The sequence below is a fragment of the Streptomyces sp. NPDC087263 genome (assembly GCF_044744645.1).
In the GTDB taxonomy this organism is placed as follows: domain Bacteria; phylum Actinomycetota; class Actinomycetes; order Streptomycetales; family Streptomycetaceae; genus Streptomyces.
Genome location: NZ_JBIUYT010000004.1, coordinates 515712 through 533135 on the forward strand (window position 1 = coordinate 515712; position 17424 = coordinate 533135).

Below are 17424 nucleotides of genomic sequence, written 5' to 3' on the forward strand. Positions count from 1 at the left end.
GCCTCCGTCATTGAGGGGGGTTGCCGTGTTTGCGGGAGGGCAGGTCCGCGTGCTTGGAGCGGAGCATCGCCAGGGAGCGGATCAGCACCTCGCGGGTTTCCGCGGGGTCGATGACGTCGTCGACGAGGCCCCGCTCGGCGGCGTAGTAGGGGTGCATCAGCTCGGCCTTGTATGCCTTGACCAGTTCGGCGCGCTTGGCCTCGGGGTCTTCCGCCTCGGCGATCTGGCGGCGGAAGATGACGTTGGCCGCGCCTTCCGCGCCCATCACGGCGATCTCGTTCGTCGGCCAGGCGAAGGTGAGGTCCGCGCCGATGGACTGGCTGTCCATGACGATGTACGCACCTCCGTACGCCTTGCGCAGGATCAGCGAGATCCTCGGCACCGTCGCGTTGCAGTACGCGTACAGCAGCTTCGCGCCGTGCCGGATGATTCCGCCGTGCTCCTGGTCGACACCGGGCAGGAACCCGGGGACGTCCAGGAGGGTGACGATCGGGATGTTGAAGGCGTCACACATCTGGACGAAGCGCGCAGCTTTTTCGGAGGCCTCGATGTCCAGCACACCCGCGAGGGACTGCGGCTGGTTGGCGACGATGCCGACGACCTGGCCGCCGAGACGGGCCAGCGCGCAGATGATGTTGCGGGCCCAGCGTTCGTGGACTTCGATGTGGTCGCCGTCGTCGACGAGTTCCTCGATGACCCTGGTCATGTCGTAGGGGCGGTTGCCGTCCGCCGGGACCAGGTCGTGCAGGACGTCCGAGCGGCGGTCGGCGGGGTCCTCGGACGCGACGCGTGGGGGGTTCTCGCGGTTGTTCTGCGGCAGCATCGACAGGAGGTAGCGGACCTCCGCGATGCAGGTCTCCTCGTCGTCGTAGGCGAAGTGCGCGACACCGGAGGTCTCGGCGTGGACATCCGCGCCGCCCAGACCGTTCTGGGTGATCTCCTCGCCCGTCACCGCCTTGACGACGTCCGGGCCCGTGATGAACATCTGCGAGGTCTCGCGGACCATGAACACGAAGTCGGTCAGAGCGGGACTGTAGGCCGCGCCGCCCGCACAGGGGCCGAGCATCACGCTGATCTGCGGGATGACCCCGGACGCCCTGGTGTTGCGCTGGAAGATGCCGCCGTAGCCGGCGAGCGCGGACACGCCCTCCTGGATACGGGCTCCCGCGCCGTCGTTCAGGGAGACCAGCGGTGCCCCGGCCGCGATGGCCATGTCCATGATCTTGTGGATCTTCGTGGCGTGCGCCTCGCCCAGCGCACCGCCGAAGATACGGAAGTCATGCGCGTACACGAAGACCGTCCGGCCCTCGACCGTGCCCCAGCCGGTGATCACACCGTCCGTGTACGGCCTCTTGGCCTCCAGGCCGAACCCCGTCGCCCGGTGCCGGCGCAACTGCTCGACCTCCTGGAAGGAACCCTCGTCGAGGAGCAGGCCGATCCGTTCGCGGGCGGTCAGCTTGCCCTTGGCCTTCTGTGCGGCGGTGGCCTTCTCGCTGGGGCCGGCGTGGGCCCGCTCCCGTATCTCGGCCAGCTCCGCGACTTGGGACTTCATCTCTCTCCCTGTCGGTTGGCGTTGCCGGGTCGCCGGATGGCAGGGCGGCCTGGCTGATGCGGTGGGGTGTCAGCGGCCCAGCGCGCGCAGGCTGTTGAACTGCAGGACGGCGAACGCGGCGACGACGGCCGCCTGGAGCGGGATCCACACCGTGCCGACCGTGTTCGGGTCGAACCAGCCGAATACGGCGGTGGCGACGCTCGCGACCGCCCACAGAACGTTGGCCTCGATCACTGCCTTGGTGGCGGTGGCCGACGGGACCGGGCGGGACGCGAGCAGGGCGACGAGGGCGCCGTACACAGTGAGGAAGACGCCGATGCCGCGCAGGAAGCCGGGGCTGAGGTCGAGAAGATCTCCGACAGGGCCGGCGGCGACCAGGTAGATCAGGCCGTTCGCGGCGGTGACGGCGGCGTCGAGTGCGAGGAAGGTCCGCAGGGGGCGTGCCGCCGCCGTGCGGTCCGCCGTGGCCGCGAGGGGTGCTGAGGTCTGGCTCGTGGTCATGGAATCTCCCGGTGAGTGGGGGCAGTTGGTGTCTGCTTCCACTGCGATCGTCGCAATCCGGGCTGACCGGGTGCTGACGGCCGGCTTACACGCTCGGGAGCTGGGACGGTTCTGGCGTGTCCGCGGGCGGGACGGCGTCTCAGGCCGTCTGGAGGGCGAACGGGGACACGACTCCGGGCGACAGGGACGGGTCGTGGGAGAGGATCGCGTGCTCCACGCGGCGCAGCGCGGGCGACGGTTCGATGCCGAGCTCGTCCGAGAGGTGCAGCCACACCAGGCGGTAGACGTTGAGGGCGTCCGCCTGGCGGCCGGAACGGTAGAGGGCGATCATCAGCTGCTCGCAGAAGCGCTCGCGCAGGGGGTGGTTGCTGTGGGCCTCGTGGAGTTCGGCGAGGACGGCGGCGTGCCGGCCCAGGCGCAGTTCGGCGTCGAAGCGGAGCTCCATGGCCCGCATGCGGTACTCCTCGTAGCGGGCGCAGGCGAGCTGGCAGAGTGTGCCGCCGGTGAAGTCGCCGAAGACCGGGCCGCGCCACATGGACAGGGCGGTGCCGAGGAGCTTCGCGGTGGCCGCCGGGTCGGTCTGGGTGGCGAGCTCGGCCTGCCGGACCGCGTTGATGAACTCGGCGGCGTCGAGTTCGCCCTCGTGGACGGTGAGGCGGTAGCCGGAGGGGTGGATGGTCACCCGGGCTAAGGTCCGGTCGGGCTCCAGGCTCTTCAGCTTGCGGCGGAGCCGGCTGATGTGGGCCTGGAGCGCGTTGGCCTGGTTCTCCGGTACGGAGTCGCCCCACATCTCCTCGACGAGGCTCTCGCCGGAGATGGACTGTCCCTCGTTGACCAGCAGGGTTTGGATGAGGGTGCGCTGGAGATCTCCGGAGATCTCCGCTGGGCCCAGTACGGTGCGGATCTGGAGCGCACCGAGAATCGAGAAGTTCAGCATGCCGTTTTCCCCCTTGGCGTTCGTGCTGCGTGAACGACGGAACACGGTGGGGGGTCGTCTTGGCCGTCGCGCTGCGGTGGGGCGCGGGCGGGGGCGGCGTCTGGCGATCTCCGGGCTACCTGATGGGGCGAGGGCCTGGAGTTTCCTCCCGGCCAGGATCCTCTCACAAAATAATTCGTTTGAGAAGGTATTTTTTCTTGGAAGGGGGTGCGGTGCGGGTGGGAGGTGTGCTGACCTGTGGAGTGGTCGCCGAGTCGGTCCGTGGGCGGTGGGCGGGGGCGGGGTGTGTCGCCCGACGGGGCGCGCGTCACACCCCGGCGGGCCTCGTCCCTTGGCGGCCCGCCGGGGTGCTCGCTCCGTCGGGAAGGGGGGCTGCCCGGCGGATCCGATGACATCGGTGGCGTGTTCGGGCGGGAATTCAGGAACCCGAAATCCGTAACCTGAAATCCGTAACCCGAAATCCGTAATTCGGCCGTCATCGGAATATGTGTTGCGGAGAGGGCAGGATTCGAACCTGCGTGGGCTTTTGAGGGCCCGACCTTTGAGGCGTGCTCTTGGTCCCCGATTAGCCGCTCCGGGCACCTCTCCTGGTTTGGGGTGGCCGTTGGGTGCGGCCACTTTGCGGAGAGGGCAGGATTCGAACCTGCGTGGGCTTTTGAGGGCCCGACCTTTGAGGCGTGCTCTTGGTCCCCGATTAGCCGCTCCGGGCACCTCTCCTGGTTTGGGGTGGCCGTTGGTGGCGGTCACCTTGCGGAGAGGGCAGGATTCGAACCTGCGTGGGCTTTTGAGGGCCCGACCTTTGAGGCGTGCTCTTGGTCCCCGATCAGCCGCTCCGGGCACCTCTCCTTGTTCCCGGCTTCCGGTTTCCCGTGCCGTTCACGAGAACAACATTGCCAGGGGGTGCTGATGAAGAGCTGACATGTCTCTGACGCGGTATCGGAATTCCTTTGTGCTCTTCCCCTTGACGGGCCGCCGGTGCTCTACTCGCACCTACCAAAAGAGCTTCCGAAAGGGGTACGGGCATGCCCGCAACCGTTACGGACAACCCGATATTCGGGGCGGTCCGAAGTCACACACACAGCGAAAATCCCAGTGCTTTCCTGGCGCTCAACAGCGGTAACAGCACCTTCACCCTCCCCGGCCGGGACGGGGTCGTCGTGTACCGCCGCACCGGCCGGTACGCCGTCCAGCTCGGCGGCCCCTTCGCCGCCGAGGAGGACTATGACACGCTCCTCGACGGCTTCCGCCGGTACGTGCAGGACGAGGGTCTGCACCTCGTCGGCGTACAGCTCCAGCGCGCCGACGCCGAGCGGTACGCCCAACGCGGCTTCACGGTCAATCAGGTCGGCGCCTCCTGGGCCGTACAACTCCCCGACTTCTCGCTGCGCGGCACCCGCTTCATGCAGCTGCGCAACAAGATCTCGCGGGCGCACCGCAACGGCCTGAAGATCCAGGAGGTCGCGGCCGGCGACTGGCAGGACGCGATCGCGGCCATCGACGAGGCCTGGCTCGGCTCCAAGGGGGGCGCCCACGCCCTGGAGTTCCTGGTGGGGCAGATAGGTGGCGAGGCGCAGGCGGAGCGCCGCCTGTTCGCCGGGACCATCGAGGGCACACCGGTCGCGTACATCTCGTACGCGCCCGTCTACGGCGGCAGGGCCGGCTGGATGCACGACCTGAGCCGGCGGATACCGGACGGCTCACCGGGACTGATGGAGGCCATCAACGCGCACGCCATCGAGGTGTTCCGGGCCGAGGGTGTCGAGTGGCTGCACTTCGGGTTCACGCCCTTCACGGGGCTGGACGCGCGTCATGAACTCGACGGTCACAGCCCGGCGTTCCAGTGGCTGATGCACGCCCTGTGGGCCGAGGGTGCGGCGCTCTACCCGGCGCAGACCCAGCTCTCGTACAAGCAGAAGTGGGCGCCCGACGAGCTGATCCCGGAGTACGTCGCCTTCGACGGGTCGCAGGCCTCGCTCGCCGGCTTCGCGCACATCTTCCGTGCCTGCAACGCGTTCTGATCCACCGTCAGGTCCATCGGCTTCCCGACTTGGAGTTGAGAGCAGTGAGTGACAGCGAAGAGACCGAAACCCTCCAGCACGCGATGGTCGAGCAGCTCATGGCCATCATCGGCGCCCCCGACGACGAGGACGTCGCCCGCGCCGCCGACGGCATCGTCCAGGCGCTCGACACGCGCCTGCGCGAGGCACCGACCGCGGCCTGACCGGCCTGACCGGCCTGACACGGCCCTGGCCGGTCCCGGTCCGGCCCTGGCTGTCGAGGTCCGGACAGGGCCCTGTCCGCCCCGGATCGGACCCGCCTGTCGCGGGCCGGACCCGGCTGTCCTGGACCGACCCGGCCTGTCGCGGGCCTGGTCCGGCCCGTCCGTCGTGGTCCGCCCCGGCCGTTCGGGACCGGACACGGCCCCGGCAGTCCTGGACCGGACCGACCCGGCCTGTCGCGGGCTGGGACCGTCCCCGGCCGTCCTGGTCCGGCCCCGTCGGTCCGGGACCGGACACGGCCCCGGCCGTCCTGGTCCGGCCCCGTCGGTCCGGGACCGGACACGGCCCTGGCCGTCTCGGTCCGGCCCGGTCCAGGACCGGGCACAGCTCCGTCCGGGACCGGGCACAGCTCCGTCCGGGACCGGGCGCAGCCCCGCCCGTCCCGGGCACAGCTCCGCCCGCCCCACCCCGTCCCGGACCCGATCAATCAGCCCAGTATCAGTGTCACATCAGCGCGGCACGGAACGCTGGACACACGTTCGCTCGGCGGTCCGGGCGGTGGGGCATCGCATGGTGCTTCGGCGGTCCGGGCGTGCCGGGTGGGTACCACCGCGCCCCGGGAACGCCCGAGCGCGCACCGTCGACTCGTGGCGCCCGCACGTCTGTCGGGCAGCGACGCCGCCGCCCGCTTCGGGCACTTCTCCCAAGGAGAGCAACGTATGCAGCGTCCGCACGTCCAAGAAGCCAAGGACACCACCGACCAGCAGCGCACCGGGGCGTCGGCCACCTTCGCCGAGCTCCTCAAACGCGTCAAGGCGGAAGGTCTCCTCGATCTCGATCCGCGGTACTACATAGGCAGGTTGACCCTGAACACGGCACTGCTGGTGGTCGGGTTCGCGGCCTTCGTTGCCCTGGGCGACTCGTGGTGGCAGCTCCTGACGGCCCTGTGGATGGGCCTGTGCGGGGGCCAGTCCGCCTTCATGTGGCACGACGCGGGCCACAAGGCCATGTTCCGCAGCAAGAAAGCCGCCTCCGCCGTCGGCTACTTCCACGCCAACTTCGTCAACGGGGTCAGTTTCGGCTGGTGGGTCAACCACCACAACCGGCACCACAGCAACCCCAACCACCTGGACATGGACCCGGACATCGGCCGGCGCACCGCGATCTTCGACATCAAGCAGTACCCGACCCGCAGCGGCGTCCAGAAGTTCGTGGTGCGCTACCAGAGCGTGCTGTTCTTCGTGCTGCTGGTCCTGGAGTCCTTCAAGATGCACAAGACGGCGGTCCAGTCGATCGCCCAGGGCAAGACCAAGCGACCCGTACTGGAGTCGTTCCTGCTGGTGGTGCGCGTCGCGGTCTACCTGGCCCTCGTGTTCACGATCCTCTCGCCGGTTCTCGCGGTCGCCTTCATCCTGGTCCAACAGGCCGTCCTGGGCGTCTACTTCGGGCTGATCTTCGCACCGAACCACAAGGGCATGGAGGTCCGCAGCGGAGACGAGGAGACCCTGGACTGGCTGGAGCGGCAGGTCCTCACCTCCCGCAACATCCGTCCGTCCCTGGCCATCGACTTCCTCTACGGCGGCCTCAACTACCAGGTCGAGCACCACCTCTTCCCGGCCATGCCGCAGAAGAACCTGCCGCGCGCCCGCGAACTCACGCGCGCCTACTGCGCCGAGCGCGGCGTGCCCTACCACGAGGTCGGCTTCTGGGCCTCGTACCGCGAAGTCGCCTTGTTCCTGCACGAGGTCAGCGCGCCGGTGCGACGCGGCGACGTCGACGAGCGCATCCGACAGGAATCCGGCCGAGCCGTCTGACCCCATGAGGTGCCCCTCCCCGCACAACTGCCCCGGCCCCCGGGCCCGCATGCCCGGGTCCGCCGGCGCCCGGGCGGCCCCTTCCGACAGGACCTAGGAGCCTCGCCCATGCTTGACACCGCCAAGGCGGTGAGCGGAGTTTCCGCTCCCGCCTCGATCGGGGTCCGTCTGGACCGCATGCCGATCACCCCTACGCATCGCAGACTCACGCTGGTCGTCGGTGTCGGTCTGCTCTTCGACACCTTTGAGAACAACCTGTCGGGCACCATCGCCAAGGTGCTCCAGAGCGACTTCGCCTTCGGCGCGAACGAGCTCAAACTGGTGCTGGCCTCCGCGTTCATCGGCCAGTTCTTCGGTTCGCTGCTGCTCGGCAGGATCGCCGACCGGTACGGCCGGCGCCGCGCCTTCCTGGTCAATCTCGCGATCTACTCGGCCTTCTCGCTGCTCGGAGCCTTCTCGCCCAACGCGGCCTGGCTGATCGCGACCCGGTTCCTGGCCGGTGTCGGCATCGGCGCCGAACAGACCCTCTCCGACACCTATCTGGCCGATGTGCTGCCCGCCGCCAAGCGCGGCCGGTTCATCGCCGGGGCCTACACGCTCGCCTTCTGCGGGGTGCCCGCCGTGGGCTTCGCGGCCCTGTGGCTCGTACCGCTGTCGCCGCTCGGTGTGGACGGCTGGCGCTGGCTCTTCGTCGCCGGGTCGCTGGGGTCAGCGGTGGTGTGGATCCTGCGGCGGCGGCTGATCGAGTCACCGCGCTGGCTGGCGTCGGTCGGCCGCGAGGAGGAGGCCGAGCAGCTGGTGTCCCGCATGGAGGCCGAGGTGCCGCCCGGTACGTCGGCGGCCGGAGCGGACGTCGTACCGACGGCCGGGGACGCCAAGGAGGTCGGTACGACGTCCGGGGTGGTCCGGATGCGGGACGTCCTGAAGCCCGGGCTGCGGCGCCGGACGGTGATGCTCTGGATCTTCTGCGCGCTCTCCGTGGTCGGCTACTACGGATTCGGCTCACTGGCGCCCCAGATCCTGGCGGCCAAGGGGTACGGCATCGTCGCGGGTCTCGGCTACACCGCTCTGTCGTTCCTCGGCTACCCGGTCGGCTCGGCACTGTCGCTGCCCGTCATCGACCGGGTCGAGCGCAAGACACTGGTCGCGGTCTCGGCCGCCGCGATGGCCGCGGCCGGCATGGGCTTCGCCCTCGCGGGCTCCGTCGCACTCATCGTGGTGTTCGGCTTCGCCTACACGCTGTGCAGCAACGTCTTCTCCAGCGTGTCGCACGTCTACCTCTCCGAGCAGTACCCGACGGCCATCCGTGCCACCGCGTCCGGCGCCGCCTACTCGCTCTCCAAACTCAGCGCCGCCGCGCTGCCGTTCGTCCTGCTGCCCGTTCTGGATTCGCATGGACCCGGAGCGCTGTTCGCCGTCATCGCCGCCGCGATGGCCGTGCTCACCGTCACCGTCCTCGCGCTGGGCGACCACACCACCGGCGCCTCGGTCGACCGCGCGCCGACCCCGTGAACCCCTGGACCCCTGGACCCCTGGACCCGAAGAGGAACTAAGGAGTTTCGGATGACGTACGTCATCGCCCTGCCGTGTGTCGATGTGAAGGACAGGTCCTGCATCGACGAATGCCCCGTGGACTGCATCTACGAGGGCCGGCGCGCCCTCTACATCCAGCCCGACGAATGCGTGGACTGCGGTGCCTGCGAGCCGGTGTGCCCCGTCGAGGCCATCTGCTTCGAGGACGACATCCCCGCCGAGTGGGGCGACCACCGTGCCTCCAACGCCGACTTCTTCGCCGAACTCGGCGCACCGGGCGGCGGTGCGGCGCTCGGCGCTCTCGACCACGACTCGCCGCTGGTGGGCGCCCTGCCGCAGGCGGTGACCCGGTCATGAGCGGACTTCTCGCGGGCAAGCGCGTCCTGGTGACCGGTGTCGTCACGGAATCGTCCATCGCCTTCCACGTGGCGCGGATCGCCCAGCAGGAGGGCGCAGAGGTCGTGCTGACCGGCTTCGGCCGGCTCTCGCTGATCGAACGCATCGCGCAGCGGCTGCCCAAGCCCGCTCCGGTGATCGAGCTGGACGTCACCGATCAGGAGCACCTGGACGGGCTCGCGGGCCGGGTGCGGGAGCACGTCGACGGTCTCGACGGGGTCGTGCACTCCATCGCGTACGGACCGCGCGGCGCCTTCAGCTTCCTCGACGGCGACTGGGCGGACGTCTCGACCGCGGTGCACGTGTCCGCGTACTCCCTCAAGTCGCTCACCACCGCCTGCCTTCCGCTGATGGCGCGGCGCGGCGGCTCGGTGGTCGGGCTCACCTTCGACGCGACGGTCGCCTGGCCGCGGTACGACTGGATGGGCGTCGCCAAGGCCGCGCTGGAGTCGACCAGCCGCTATCTGGCCCGCGACCTGGGCCCGAGCGGGATCCGCTGCAACCTCGTCGCGGCCGGGCCGCTGCGCTCCATGGCGGCCAAGTCCATCCCGGGCTTCTCGGAGCTCGCCGACATGTGGCCCGGCCGGGCCCCGATCGGCTGGGACCTCACGGACCCCAAGCCCGCGGCGCGCGGTGTGGCCGCGCTCCTGTCGGACTTCTTCCCGCGCACCACCGGGGAGATCGTCCATGTGGACGGCGGGGTGCACATGACGGGAGCGTGACTCCGGTACGGGACGGGAGCGGGAGTCCGGTACCCGAAAAGGGACGGGAGCCCGGTACGCGAAAGGGGCGGGAGTCCGGGTGTCACACCCGGACTCCCGCCCCTGTCACGTCCGTTGGGGCGGGCCGCTCAGTCGGGAGCGGTCTCGCCGCCCGGCAGGATGCGGCGGAAGCCGGTGTACGGGGCGAGGGCCGCGGGGAGCAGGACCGAACCGTCCGGCTGCTGACCCTGTTCCAGGAGTGCGGCGACGGTGCGTCCGATGGGCAGCGCCGAGCCGTTGAGGGTGGCGACCGGGGCCTTGCGGCCGTCCGGCGACTTGTGGCGGATGTCGGCGCGGCGGGCCTGGAAGGTGCCGCAGTCGGAGACGGAGGAGATCTCGCGGTAGGCGTCGCTGCCCGGCAGCCACACCTCGATGTCGTACGTCATCCTGGCCGAGAAGCCCAGGTCGCCGGCCGGCAACAGGACCACACGGTAGGAGAGTTCGAGGCGCCGCAGGCATTCCTCGGCGTGCTCCACCATGAGTGCGAGCTGTTCCTGGGCGTCCTCCGGGGCACAGACACGCACCAGTTCCACCTTCTCGAACTGGTGCAGCCGCAGGATGCCCCGGGTGTCCCGTCCGTACGCCCCGGCCTCCGCGCGGAAGCAGGGGGTGCGGGCGGTGAAGGCGTACGGCAGGGCGCGGGCGTCGAGCAGCTGCCCGGCCAGCAGGTTGGTGAGCGGTACCTCCGCGGTGGGGATCAGGAACAGCTCGCGGTCGCCGACCTGGGTGCGGAACAAGTCCTCCTCGAACTTGGGGAGTTGGCCGGTGCCCGTCATGGTGTCCCGGCTGACGAGGAACGGCACGGAGTGCTCGGTGTAGCCGTGCTCCTGGGTGTGCAGATCGAGGAAGAAGTCGGCCAGGGCCCGTTCCAGCCGGGCGCCGGCACCGCGGCTGACGCTGAAGCGGGCGCCGGAGAGCCGGGCGGCCGCCGGAGCGTCCAGGATGCCGAGCGACTCGCCGATGTCGGAGTGGTGGCGGGCGTCGGCGGCGGCGCGCGGGGACGGGCCGCCGCGGCGTATCTCCACCGCCTCCTTCTCGGAGTCGCCGTCCGGGACCGTGTCCAGGGGGACGTTGGGGATGCCGAGCAGCAGGTCCGTGAGGTCCTGGCCGGTGGTCCTGGCCGTCGCCTCGGCCCGCTGGACCTCGGCGCGCAGCGCGCGTGCGGCCTCCTTGGCCTGCTCGGAGGGCGGACCCGACCGCCCACCCCCGCGCGAGGTCCGGTTCAGTTCGGTCCGCAGCCGGGTCACCTCGGCCTGGGCCTCGGCCCGGCCGCGCAGGCCTTCGGCGAGGGCGGGCAGGTCGAGGGCGTAGCGGCGACGGGCCAGCCGCCGTGCGGCGGCCGGCCCGTCGTCGAGCAGCTCACGTGGATCGTGCATGACGGTCTCCTGAGGCGCGTTCGGGAAGGCGGGCGGTGGGTATGGACGTGCCTGTTGCCGTGCCCCGTTCGATCGGAGGGACGGGGCCGGGGTCGGCGGTGGTGAGGTGGCGGGCGCCCAGTTGCCGGTAGCGGTCGGGGCGGGCGGAGCGCAGCACGCCGGCGTAGGTGAGGCCGAGGGCGGCCACCGCGACCAGCAGCCACGGCAGCTTCGCGATGAGCGGGTCGGGAGATCCGGTGAGCATGGCGAAGTTGCCGGTCACCAGCCAGACGGAGGCCGCCAGCCCGGCGAAGCCCAGCAGCGGTGCGACGACCTCCCGCCACCAGTGCCCCTGCGGCTGCCCGCGCCGTTGTCGCAGTCGCAGCCCCAGGACGGACAGCGCGGCCATCGCCTGGAGGACGACGATGCCCAGCGTGCCCAGGCCCAGCATGCTGGTGGTGAGATCGGCGTACGGGTCGAGGCCCGCGACCGCGAAGCCGCCGACGACCAGGGCCGTCAGCACGCTCTGGGCGATGCTCGCCCGGTGCGGGGAGCGGTGCCGGGGGTGCTCGACGGCCAGCGCGGCGGGGAGCAGACCGTCCTCGGCGAGCACCTGGGCGTACCGGTTGGCCGCACCGTGCAGCGCCAGGGTCGCGGCGAACAGGCTGGTGCAGAGCAGGATCTGGAGACCGGTGTTGCCCGTGGTGCCGAGGAAGTCGTCACCGAGGACGAAGAACAGGTCGCCCATCCGCTCGGTGGCGGCCTCGCGCACCTTGCCGGTGCCGAGCGCTCCGACCGCCAGCCAGCTGGTGAGCGCGTAGAACACGGTGATCAGCAGTACGGCGGCATAGGTGGCCCGGGGGACACTGCGCCGCGGGTCGCGTGCCTCCTTTCCGTACAGCGCCGCCGACTCGAAACCGATGTAGGAGACGAACGCGAACATCACCGCCACGCCCAGTCCGGGGCCGGTGGCCACCTGCGGGGAGAACGAGGCCGTGGGCAGCGCGGACAGGCCGTGGCGGGCCAGAATCGCCACGTCCAGGGCGAGGAGGATGCCGATCTCGCCGAGCATCAGCAGGGCGAGCACCCGTGCGCTGACCGCGATCTCGCGGTAGCCGAGAACGGCGACCGCGAGCAGGCCGACGGCGGCGCACCACTGCCAGGACACGGTGAACCCGTGGGCCGCAAGCACCAGTTGGGTGAAGTAGCCGAGCGCCCCGGCCAGGCCGATGGTGGCGCAGTTGTAGGCGAGCAGGGCGACGAAGCCCGCGGCGACGGCGGGCGGGCGCCCCAGACCGTCGGCCGTCGAGGCGTAGAAACCGCCGGACCCGCCGGTGCGGCGGGCGCTGACGGCGTACCCCACGGAGAAGCAGAACAGGGTGACGCCGGCGAAGAGGAAGGCGGCCGGGACGCCCGCGCCGTTGCCGAACGCGAATGCGAGCGGCACGGTGCCGACCATCGCGGACAGCGGGGCGGCCGCCGCGACGATCAGGAACAGGATGTGCCGGGTGCCGAGCCGCCCCCGTGGGATGGCCGCGTCGGCGACCGGCCGACCGTCCGTTGGAGGGGAACCGCTCTTGGACATGGGGACTCCAGGTCAGGAGAGGTGGGAGAGCACGGGAGAGCGTGGGTACCGGGGGACGCGGGGCGGCCACCGGGCGGAGGCCGGGGCGGGCCTTTGGCCGGTGGCCGCTGGGGCGGGTCCTCAGGCCGGGGCGAAGGCCAGGACGGTGTTCTGGCCGCCGAAGCCGCACGAGTTGCTGAGGGCCAGGTCGATGGGCATGGAGGTCGCGGTGAGGGCCAGTTTCACTTCGATTCGCGGGTCGGGGATGGACAGGTTGGCGATCGGCGGCACCAGCTCGTGCTTGATGCTCAGCAGCGTGAACGCCGCCTCCACCGCGCCGGCCGCGCCCAGCAGATGACCGGTGACTCCCTTCGTCGAGGTGACCAGGGGATCTCCCTGGAGGGTGCGGCGGATCATGCGGCCCTCGGCGAGGTCGTTGAGCGGGGTGGAGGTGCCGTGGGCGTTCACGTGCTGCACGTCGTCCGGGTCGGCGCCGGCGTCGGCGAGGGCGGCGCGGACCGCCGCCTCGACTCCGGCGCCGTCCGGGTGCGGCGACGTCATGTGGTGGGCGTCCGCGGTGGCTCCGTAGCCGACGATCCGGCCGTGGATGTGCGCACCCCGGGCCCGGGCGTCCTCGACGCGTTCCATGACGAGGATCCCGGCGCCCTCCCCGGCGACGAACCCGTCCCGGTCCGCGTCGAAGGGACGGGACGCGGTGGCCGGGTCCTCCTCCCGCCGGGACAGGGCACCCATCTGTGCGAAGCCGGCCATGACCAGGGGAGTGATCATCGCCTCGCTGCCGCCCGCCAGGACGATGTCGCAGCGCCCCAGGGTGAGCAGGTCCCGCGCCGTGCCGATGGCGGTGCCGCCCGAGGCGCAGGCCGTGGTCACCACCAGGTTGGGCCCGGTGGCCCCGAACTCGATGGCCGTCTGACCGGCCAGCATGTTCGGCAGCTGCATGGGCAGCAGCAGCGGGGACACCCGGGCGGCGCCCTGCTCCCGCAGCACATGATGCTGCTCCTCGACCGTGCCGGGTCCGCCGTCGGCGCAGCCCAGCACCACCCCGACGCGTGCCCCGTCCCAGGTCTGCGGATCGAGGCCCGCGTCGGCGACCGCCTCACGGGCGGCGACCAGGGCGAACTGTACGAACCGGTCCAGGCGGTGGGCCCGCCGGGCGCTCAGCAGCAGCTCGGGGTCGAAGCCCGGCACCCGGCAGGAGATGCGTACCGGATTGTCCGCCAGCGCGGGATCGAGCGCGGCGGCCGACCTGCCGTCACAGACCGCCGCCCAGCTCGCCTCGACCCCGACGCCGCCCGGGGTGACCAGACCGAGTCCGGTGACGGCGATGTCGATGCCGGCCATCAGACCTTCGCGCTCCGCTCCTCCATGAGCCGGACCATGTCGGCCACGGTGGCGGCCTCAAGGAGGTCGTCGTCGCTTATGTCGAGGTCCAGTTCGGACTTGAGCAGCAACGAGAGCTCCACCACGGCCAGCGAGTCCAGCTCGATGTCCTCGCGGGTGGCCTCCGGGGTGATGGACTCGGGCGACACCTTGAGCTTGGTGGACAGGATTTCCTTGAGCTGCTCCAGCATGACGGTTCCTTTCGGGTTGTGTGATGCGGGCGTGCGGTGTGCGGTGTGCGGTATGCGGTGTGCGAGGGGTGCGGCTGTGCGTGGCGCGGGTGTGCGGTGGGTGACGAGGGGTCAGACCGGCTGTACCTCCGGCCAGACCAGCGTGGTCGCGCCCCAGGACAGGCCCCCGCCGAACGCGGTCAGCAGCACCCGGTGCCCGGCGCGGAGCCGGCCGTCGGCGGTGGCCTGCGACAGCAGCAGCGGGATCGAGGCGGCCCCGGTGTTGCCGACCCGCTCGATGTTGGTCAGCTGCCGCTCGGCGGGAACGGCGAGGCGCTCCGCGACCGAGTCGAGGATGCGGGCGTTGGCCTGGTGCGCCGCGAACCGGTCGACGTCGTCGAGCCGCCAGCCGGCGAGCTCGGCCGCCTGCCGTGAGGCGGCGGTCATGCGCTCCACGGCGTGCCGGTAGGTGTCGCGGCCCAGCATCCGGAAGTACTGGTCGTCCGGGTCGGCCGGGGGGCCGGTCGAGCGCTGTCGCGAGCCCCCGGCCGGCACCGTGATGAGATGGCTCAGCTCGCCGTCGCTGCCGAGGACCTGTGGGCCGATCGCCCCCGGCTCGTCCGGCGTACCGGCCCGCAGGACCACCGCGCCCGCCCCGTCCGCGAAGATCACCGCGGTGGTGCGGTCGGCGGGGTTGATGAGCGTGGTGAACGCGTCGGCGGCGATGAGCAGTACGCGGTCGGCCACCCCGGCGGCGATCAGCCCGGAGGCGGTGGCCAGGCCGTAGAGGAACCCGGAACAGACGGCGGCCACGTCGAACGCGGCGACCTGGCCGAGACCGAGCCGGGCCGCCACCTGCGGTGCGGTACCGGGGCAGGGCTGGTCGGGTGTGGTGGTGGCCAGCACGACCGCGTCCACCCGGTCGTCGCCCGCCGACTTCAGCGCGCGCAGCCCCGCCTCGACGGCCAGGTCGGAGGTGGCGGTGCCGGGCGACACCACGTACCGCTCGGCGATGCCGGTGCGCGAGCGGATCCAGGCGTCGGAGGTGTCCAGGCGCTGGGCCAGGTCGTCGTTGGTCACCAGCCCCGGCGGTACGTACGCCCCGATCCCGTCGATCACGGCCGCCCGCCCGGTCGCCCCCGTGCCACCGCTCATGTCCCGGTCCCGGGGCTGCTCAGGACGTCCACGGGCAGGCCCATGTACGCCATGCGGGACTCGGCCATCTCGTCCGTCCAGCGCTCGGCCATGTCGTAGCGCTGGTCCGGGGTGGTGTCGAGCATCCGTACGCCGGGCCAGATCTCGTAGTCGCCGATCCTGTCGGCGTGCTGGGCCATGCCCTGCTGGAAGAGTTCCTCGCGGTGGATGACGAACTCGCGGTCGGGGACCTCGTCCCACAGCTGTACCCCGGCCCGCAGGATCTCCAGGAGGCGCGGGCGGTACTCGGGGTGGCGGGTGGTGTGGTCGCGCAGGATCGTGCTGGCCACGGTCAGATGGCGGATCTCGTCGATGGCGGTGCCGCGGGAGATCTCGCCGGTGGCCGGGGACAGCGGGGTCCACTTGCGCTCGCTGAGCTCGGCGGCCGGGGCGAGCACCCCCTCGATGACGATGGCGAACACGGCGACGGCGCCGGGGAAGTCGGCCTGGTCGCGGACGATGTCGAGGGTGAAGTTCTCCACCGGGTCCAGGACGCGCTTGCGGTAGTCCGCGGCCATGTCGTCGATGTCCGCGAGCAGGGTGTCCGCGGACATCCCCAGTTCCACCAGGTGGTTGCGGAAGACCCGGGCGTGCCGTGCCTCGTCGATCAACTGGGTTGCGTAGAACTCCAGTTCGGGTATGCCGGGGGCGATGGCGACGTAGTGGCCGAGCAGCCGGGTCGCGATCTCCTCGGACAGGCTGCGGAAGCCGAACTCAAGGATCAGCGCGTCGCGCAGTGGACCGGGCTCCCGGAGGAAGTCGGGAACCGTCGCGTCCACGTGGTGCCCGGTCTCGCCCCGGTCGCGCAGCGTGCCCTGCGCCACCGAGGTGAACCAGTAGGCGAGGTTGCACTCCTCGGGGCCGAGCGTGAGCTCCTTCGCGCCGTCGAGCAGACCGGGCGCCTTGTCCCAGTCGGCCTCGGGTGCCACAGAACCGGTCATGATGCCGATGCCTCCTTCGCGGGGCGCAGGGAACCGGCGAACAGCGCGCCGGCGTAGCTGAACAGGGGCGGCACCTCGTCGGCCGTGGCGCGGACGACGTGACCGAGCAGCAGCTCGCTGTCGCCCGCCGGGTGTGCGGAGTGGAACCGGCAGGTGTAGTGCGCGAGCGCGCCCGCGATCAGCGGGGCGTGCGCGTAGGAGTCGCTCGTCCACGCGAGCCCCGCGAACTGCTCCGGGCCATCGGGGCGGCCGCTGTCCGCGAAGTGCCGTGCCACATCGGCCTGTTCGGCGGAGAGTACGTTGATCGCGAACCGGCCCTCGGCGGCTGCGAGCCGTGCGAAGGACGAGTCGGCCCGCAGCACGACCCCGACCAGCAGGGGCTTGCGGGACACCAGCGTGACCGTGCTGGCGGTCGTGCCGTGCGCGGCGCCCTCGTGGCCGACGGTCAGCACCGACACGGGTGATGCCAGGTGGTACAGCGCCCGGCGGCGCTGTTCCGGGTCCTGCCGCACCGCGCGGCGCGCGGTCCGAACCTCGGTGACGGTGGTCATCGCACGGCCTCCGGACTCTTCTGGCGGACCTGCGGCGCGGGGATGTGGCCGACCGCCACCGGGTCCGTGGCGTGCCCGGCCGGCTTCGGGTGGGCGATCCCCAGGTCGTCGAGGAGCCGCAGGTAGCCGGGCTGCCGGACCGGCTCGAAGGGCAGCGCGAAGGACTTCATGAAGTTGCCGAACAGGCCGCGGTCGCCGAAGAGATGGAAGGGCAGCACCAGCAGCGCCCACTCGGGCTTCACCAGCCAGCACCACAGCGCGGCCACCGCGCCCTGCGTGATGAGGCTGTGCATCGTGTTGTAGAGGACGTAGTACGCCTTGTGGATCGGCCGGCCGCCGCTCTGCTTGAAGGCGATCGCGCCGGGGATGTAGCCGATCAGGTCGATGTAGAGGAACAGCGCGATCGCCGGCAGCCAGCGGATCTCGCCGAAGTGGGCGATGATCAGCCCGGTGGTGACGGCGAGGCCCACCAGGTACTCGGCCCGGTGCAGCGAGTACGTCCTTGGTGTCTCGAAGGGGTTCGCCTGGTCCATGG

At 71.0% G+C, this 17424-nt stretch carries 17 protein-coding genes and 3 pseudogenes; 6 read left to right on the plus strand and 14 right to left on the minus strand.

Features of this window, described 5'->3' with window-relative positions:
* Window positions 1–7 precede the first annotated feature (7 nt).
* The 6 genes and pseudogenes from ACIPC1_RS15665 to ACIPC1_RS15690 all read right to left on the minus strand — a co-directional run bounded on the left by ACIPC1_RS15665 (window position 8) and on the right by ACIPC1_RS15690 (window position 3836).
* Entirely contained in the window at window positions 8–1552 is a 1545-nt protein-coding gene (locus ACIPC1_RS15665) for an acyl-CoA carboxylase subunit beta (protein WP_402517112.1), read from the minus strand.
* A 69-nt stretch (window positions 1553–1621) separates the two neighbouring features.
* A complete protein-coding gene (locus ACIPC1_RS15670) occupies window positions 1622–2053 on the minus strand; it encodes a hypothetical protein (protein WP_402517114.1) in 432 nt (143 codons plus the stop codon).
* A gap of 139 nt (window positions 2054–2192) precedes the next feature.
* Window positions 2193–2990 (minus strand): BTAD domain-containing putative transcriptional regulator, encoded by a 798-nt coding sequence (locus tag ACIPC1_RS15675; RefSeq protein ID WP_402517116.1) that lies wholly within the window; start codon window positions 2988–2990, stop codon window positions 2193–2195.
* Window positions 2991–3483: 493 nt separating this feature from the next.
* A pseudogene (locus ACIPC1_RS15680) lies at window positions 3484–3578 on the minus strand.
* A gap of 34 nt (window positions 3579–3612) precedes the next feature.
* Window positions 3613–3707, minus strand: a pseudogene (locus tag ACIPC1_RS15685).
* A gap of 34 nt (window positions 3708–3741) precedes the next feature.
* A pseudogene (locus ACIPC1_RS15690) lies at window positions 3742–3836 on the minus strand.
* A 176-nt stretch (window positions 3837–4012) separates the two neighbouring features.
* Here ACIPC1_RS15690 and ACIPC1_RS15695 point away from each other — a divergent pair.
* From ACIPC1_RS15695 to fabI, 6 genes are all read left to right on the plus strand, one after another.
* Entirely contained in the window at window positions 4013–5008 is a 996-nt protein-coding gene (locus ACIPC1_RS15695) for a DUF2156 domain-containing protein (protein ID WP_402517119.1), read from the plus strand.
* 44 nt (window positions 5009–5052) lie between these two features.
* Window positions 5053–5211 carry a hypothetical protein gene (locus ACIPC1_RS15700; RefSeq protein WP_402517121.1) on the plus strand — a complete coding sequence of 53 codons (159 nt, stop codon included), beginning with the start codon at window positions 5053–5055 and terminating at the stop codon, window positions 5209–5211.
* 717 nt (window positions 5212–5928) lie between these two features.
* Complete coding sequence (locus ACIPC1_RS15705; RefSeq protein ID WP_402517642.1) at window positions 5929–7023, plus strand: fatty acid desaturase family protein; 1095 nt, start codon at window positions 5929–5931, stop codon at window positions 7021–7023.
* Window positions 7024–7131: 108 nt separating this feature from the next.
* Window positions 7132–8535 carry an MFS transporter gene (locus ACIPC1_RS15710; RefSeq protein ID WP_402517123.1) on the plus strand — a complete coding sequence of 468 codons (1404 nt, stop codon included), beginning with the start codon at window positions 7132–7134 and terminating at the stop codon, window positions 8533–8535.
* A 51-nt stretch (window positions 8536–8586) separates the two neighbouring features.
* Window positions 8587–8913 carry a ferredoxin gene (gene fdxA / locus ACIPC1_RS15715; RefSeq protein WP_384388837.1) on the plus strand — a complete coding sequence of 109 codons (327 nt, stop codon included), beginning with the start codon at window positions 8587–8589 and terminating at the stop codon, window positions 8911–8913.
* Entirely contained in the window at window positions 8910–9674 is a 765-nt protein-coding gene (fabI, locus tag ACIPC1_RS15720; protein WP_402517125.1) for an enoyl-ACP reductase FabI, read from the plus strand. The genes fdxA and fabI overlap by 4 nt, the downstream gene beginning before the upstream one ends.
* 128 nt (window positions 9675–9802) lie before the next feature.
* On the opposite strand, the gene serS is transcribed toward fabI, so the two are convergent.
* The 8 genes from serS to ACIPC1_RS15760 all read right to left on the minus strand — a co-directional run bounded on the left by serS (window position 9803) and on the right by ACIPC1_RS15760 (window position 17422).
* On the minus strand, window positions 9803–11089 hold the full coding sequence (serS, locus tag ACIPC1_RS15725) for a serine--tRNA ligase (RefSeq protein WP_402517128.1): 1287 nt from the start codon (window positions 11087–11089) through the stop codon (window positions 9803–9805).
* Entirely contained in the window at window positions 11073–12653 is a 1581-nt protein-coding gene (locus ACIPC1_RS15730) for an APC family permease (protein ID WP_402517129.1), read from the minus strand. Before ACIPC1_RS15730 ends, serS begins: the two co-directional genes overlap by 17 nt.
* 120 nt (window positions 12654–12773) lie before the next feature.
* A complete protein-coding gene (locus tag ACIPC1_RS15735) occupies window positions 12774–13994 on the minus strand; it encodes a beta-ketoacyl-[acyl-carrier-protein] synthase family protein (protein ID WP_402517131.1) in 1221 nt (406 codons plus the stop codon).
* Complete coding sequence (locus tag ACIPC1_RS15740; protein ID WP_384388852.1) at window positions 13994–14224, minus strand: phosphopantetheine-binding protein; 231 nt, start codon at window positions 14222–14224, stop codon at window positions 13994–13996. The genes ACIPC1_RS15735 and ACIPC1_RS15740 overlap by 1 nt, the downstream gene beginning before the upstream one ends.
* Before the next feature lie 111 nt (window positions 14225–14335).
* Window positions 14336–15358 (minus strand): beta-ketoacyl-ACP synthase III, encoded by a 1023-nt coding sequence (locus tag ACIPC1_RS15745; protein ID WP_402517134.1) that lies wholly within the window; start codon window positions 15356–15358, stop codon window positions 14336–14338.
* Window positions 15355–16338 carry a VlmB-like protein gene (locus ACIPC1_RS15750; protein WP_402517136.1) on the minus strand — a complete coding sequence of 328 codons (984 nt, stop codon included), beginning with the start codon at window positions 16336–16338 and terminating at the stop codon, window positions 15355–15357. The genes ACIPC1_RS15745 and ACIPC1_RS15750 overlap by 4 nt, the downstream gene beginning before the upstream one ends.
* Window positions 16335–16889, minus strand: a complete 555-nt coding sequence (locus ACIPC1_RS15755) for a flavin reductase family protein (protein ID WP_402517139.1) — start codon at window positions 16887–16889, stop codon at window positions 16335–16337. The genes ACIPC1_RS15750 and ACIPC1_RS15755 overlap by 4 nt, the downstream gene beginning before the upstream one ends.
* Window positions 16886–17422: a hypothetical protein gene (locus tag ACIPC1_RS15760; RefSeq protein WP_402517141.1), complete on the minus strand. Its 537-nt coding sequence runs from the start codon at window positions 17420–17422 to the stop codon at window positions 16886–16888. Before ACIPC1_RS15760 ends, ACIPC1_RS15755 begins: the two co-directional genes overlap by 4 nt.
* Between the last annotated feature and the right edge of the window lie 2 nt (window positions 17423–17424).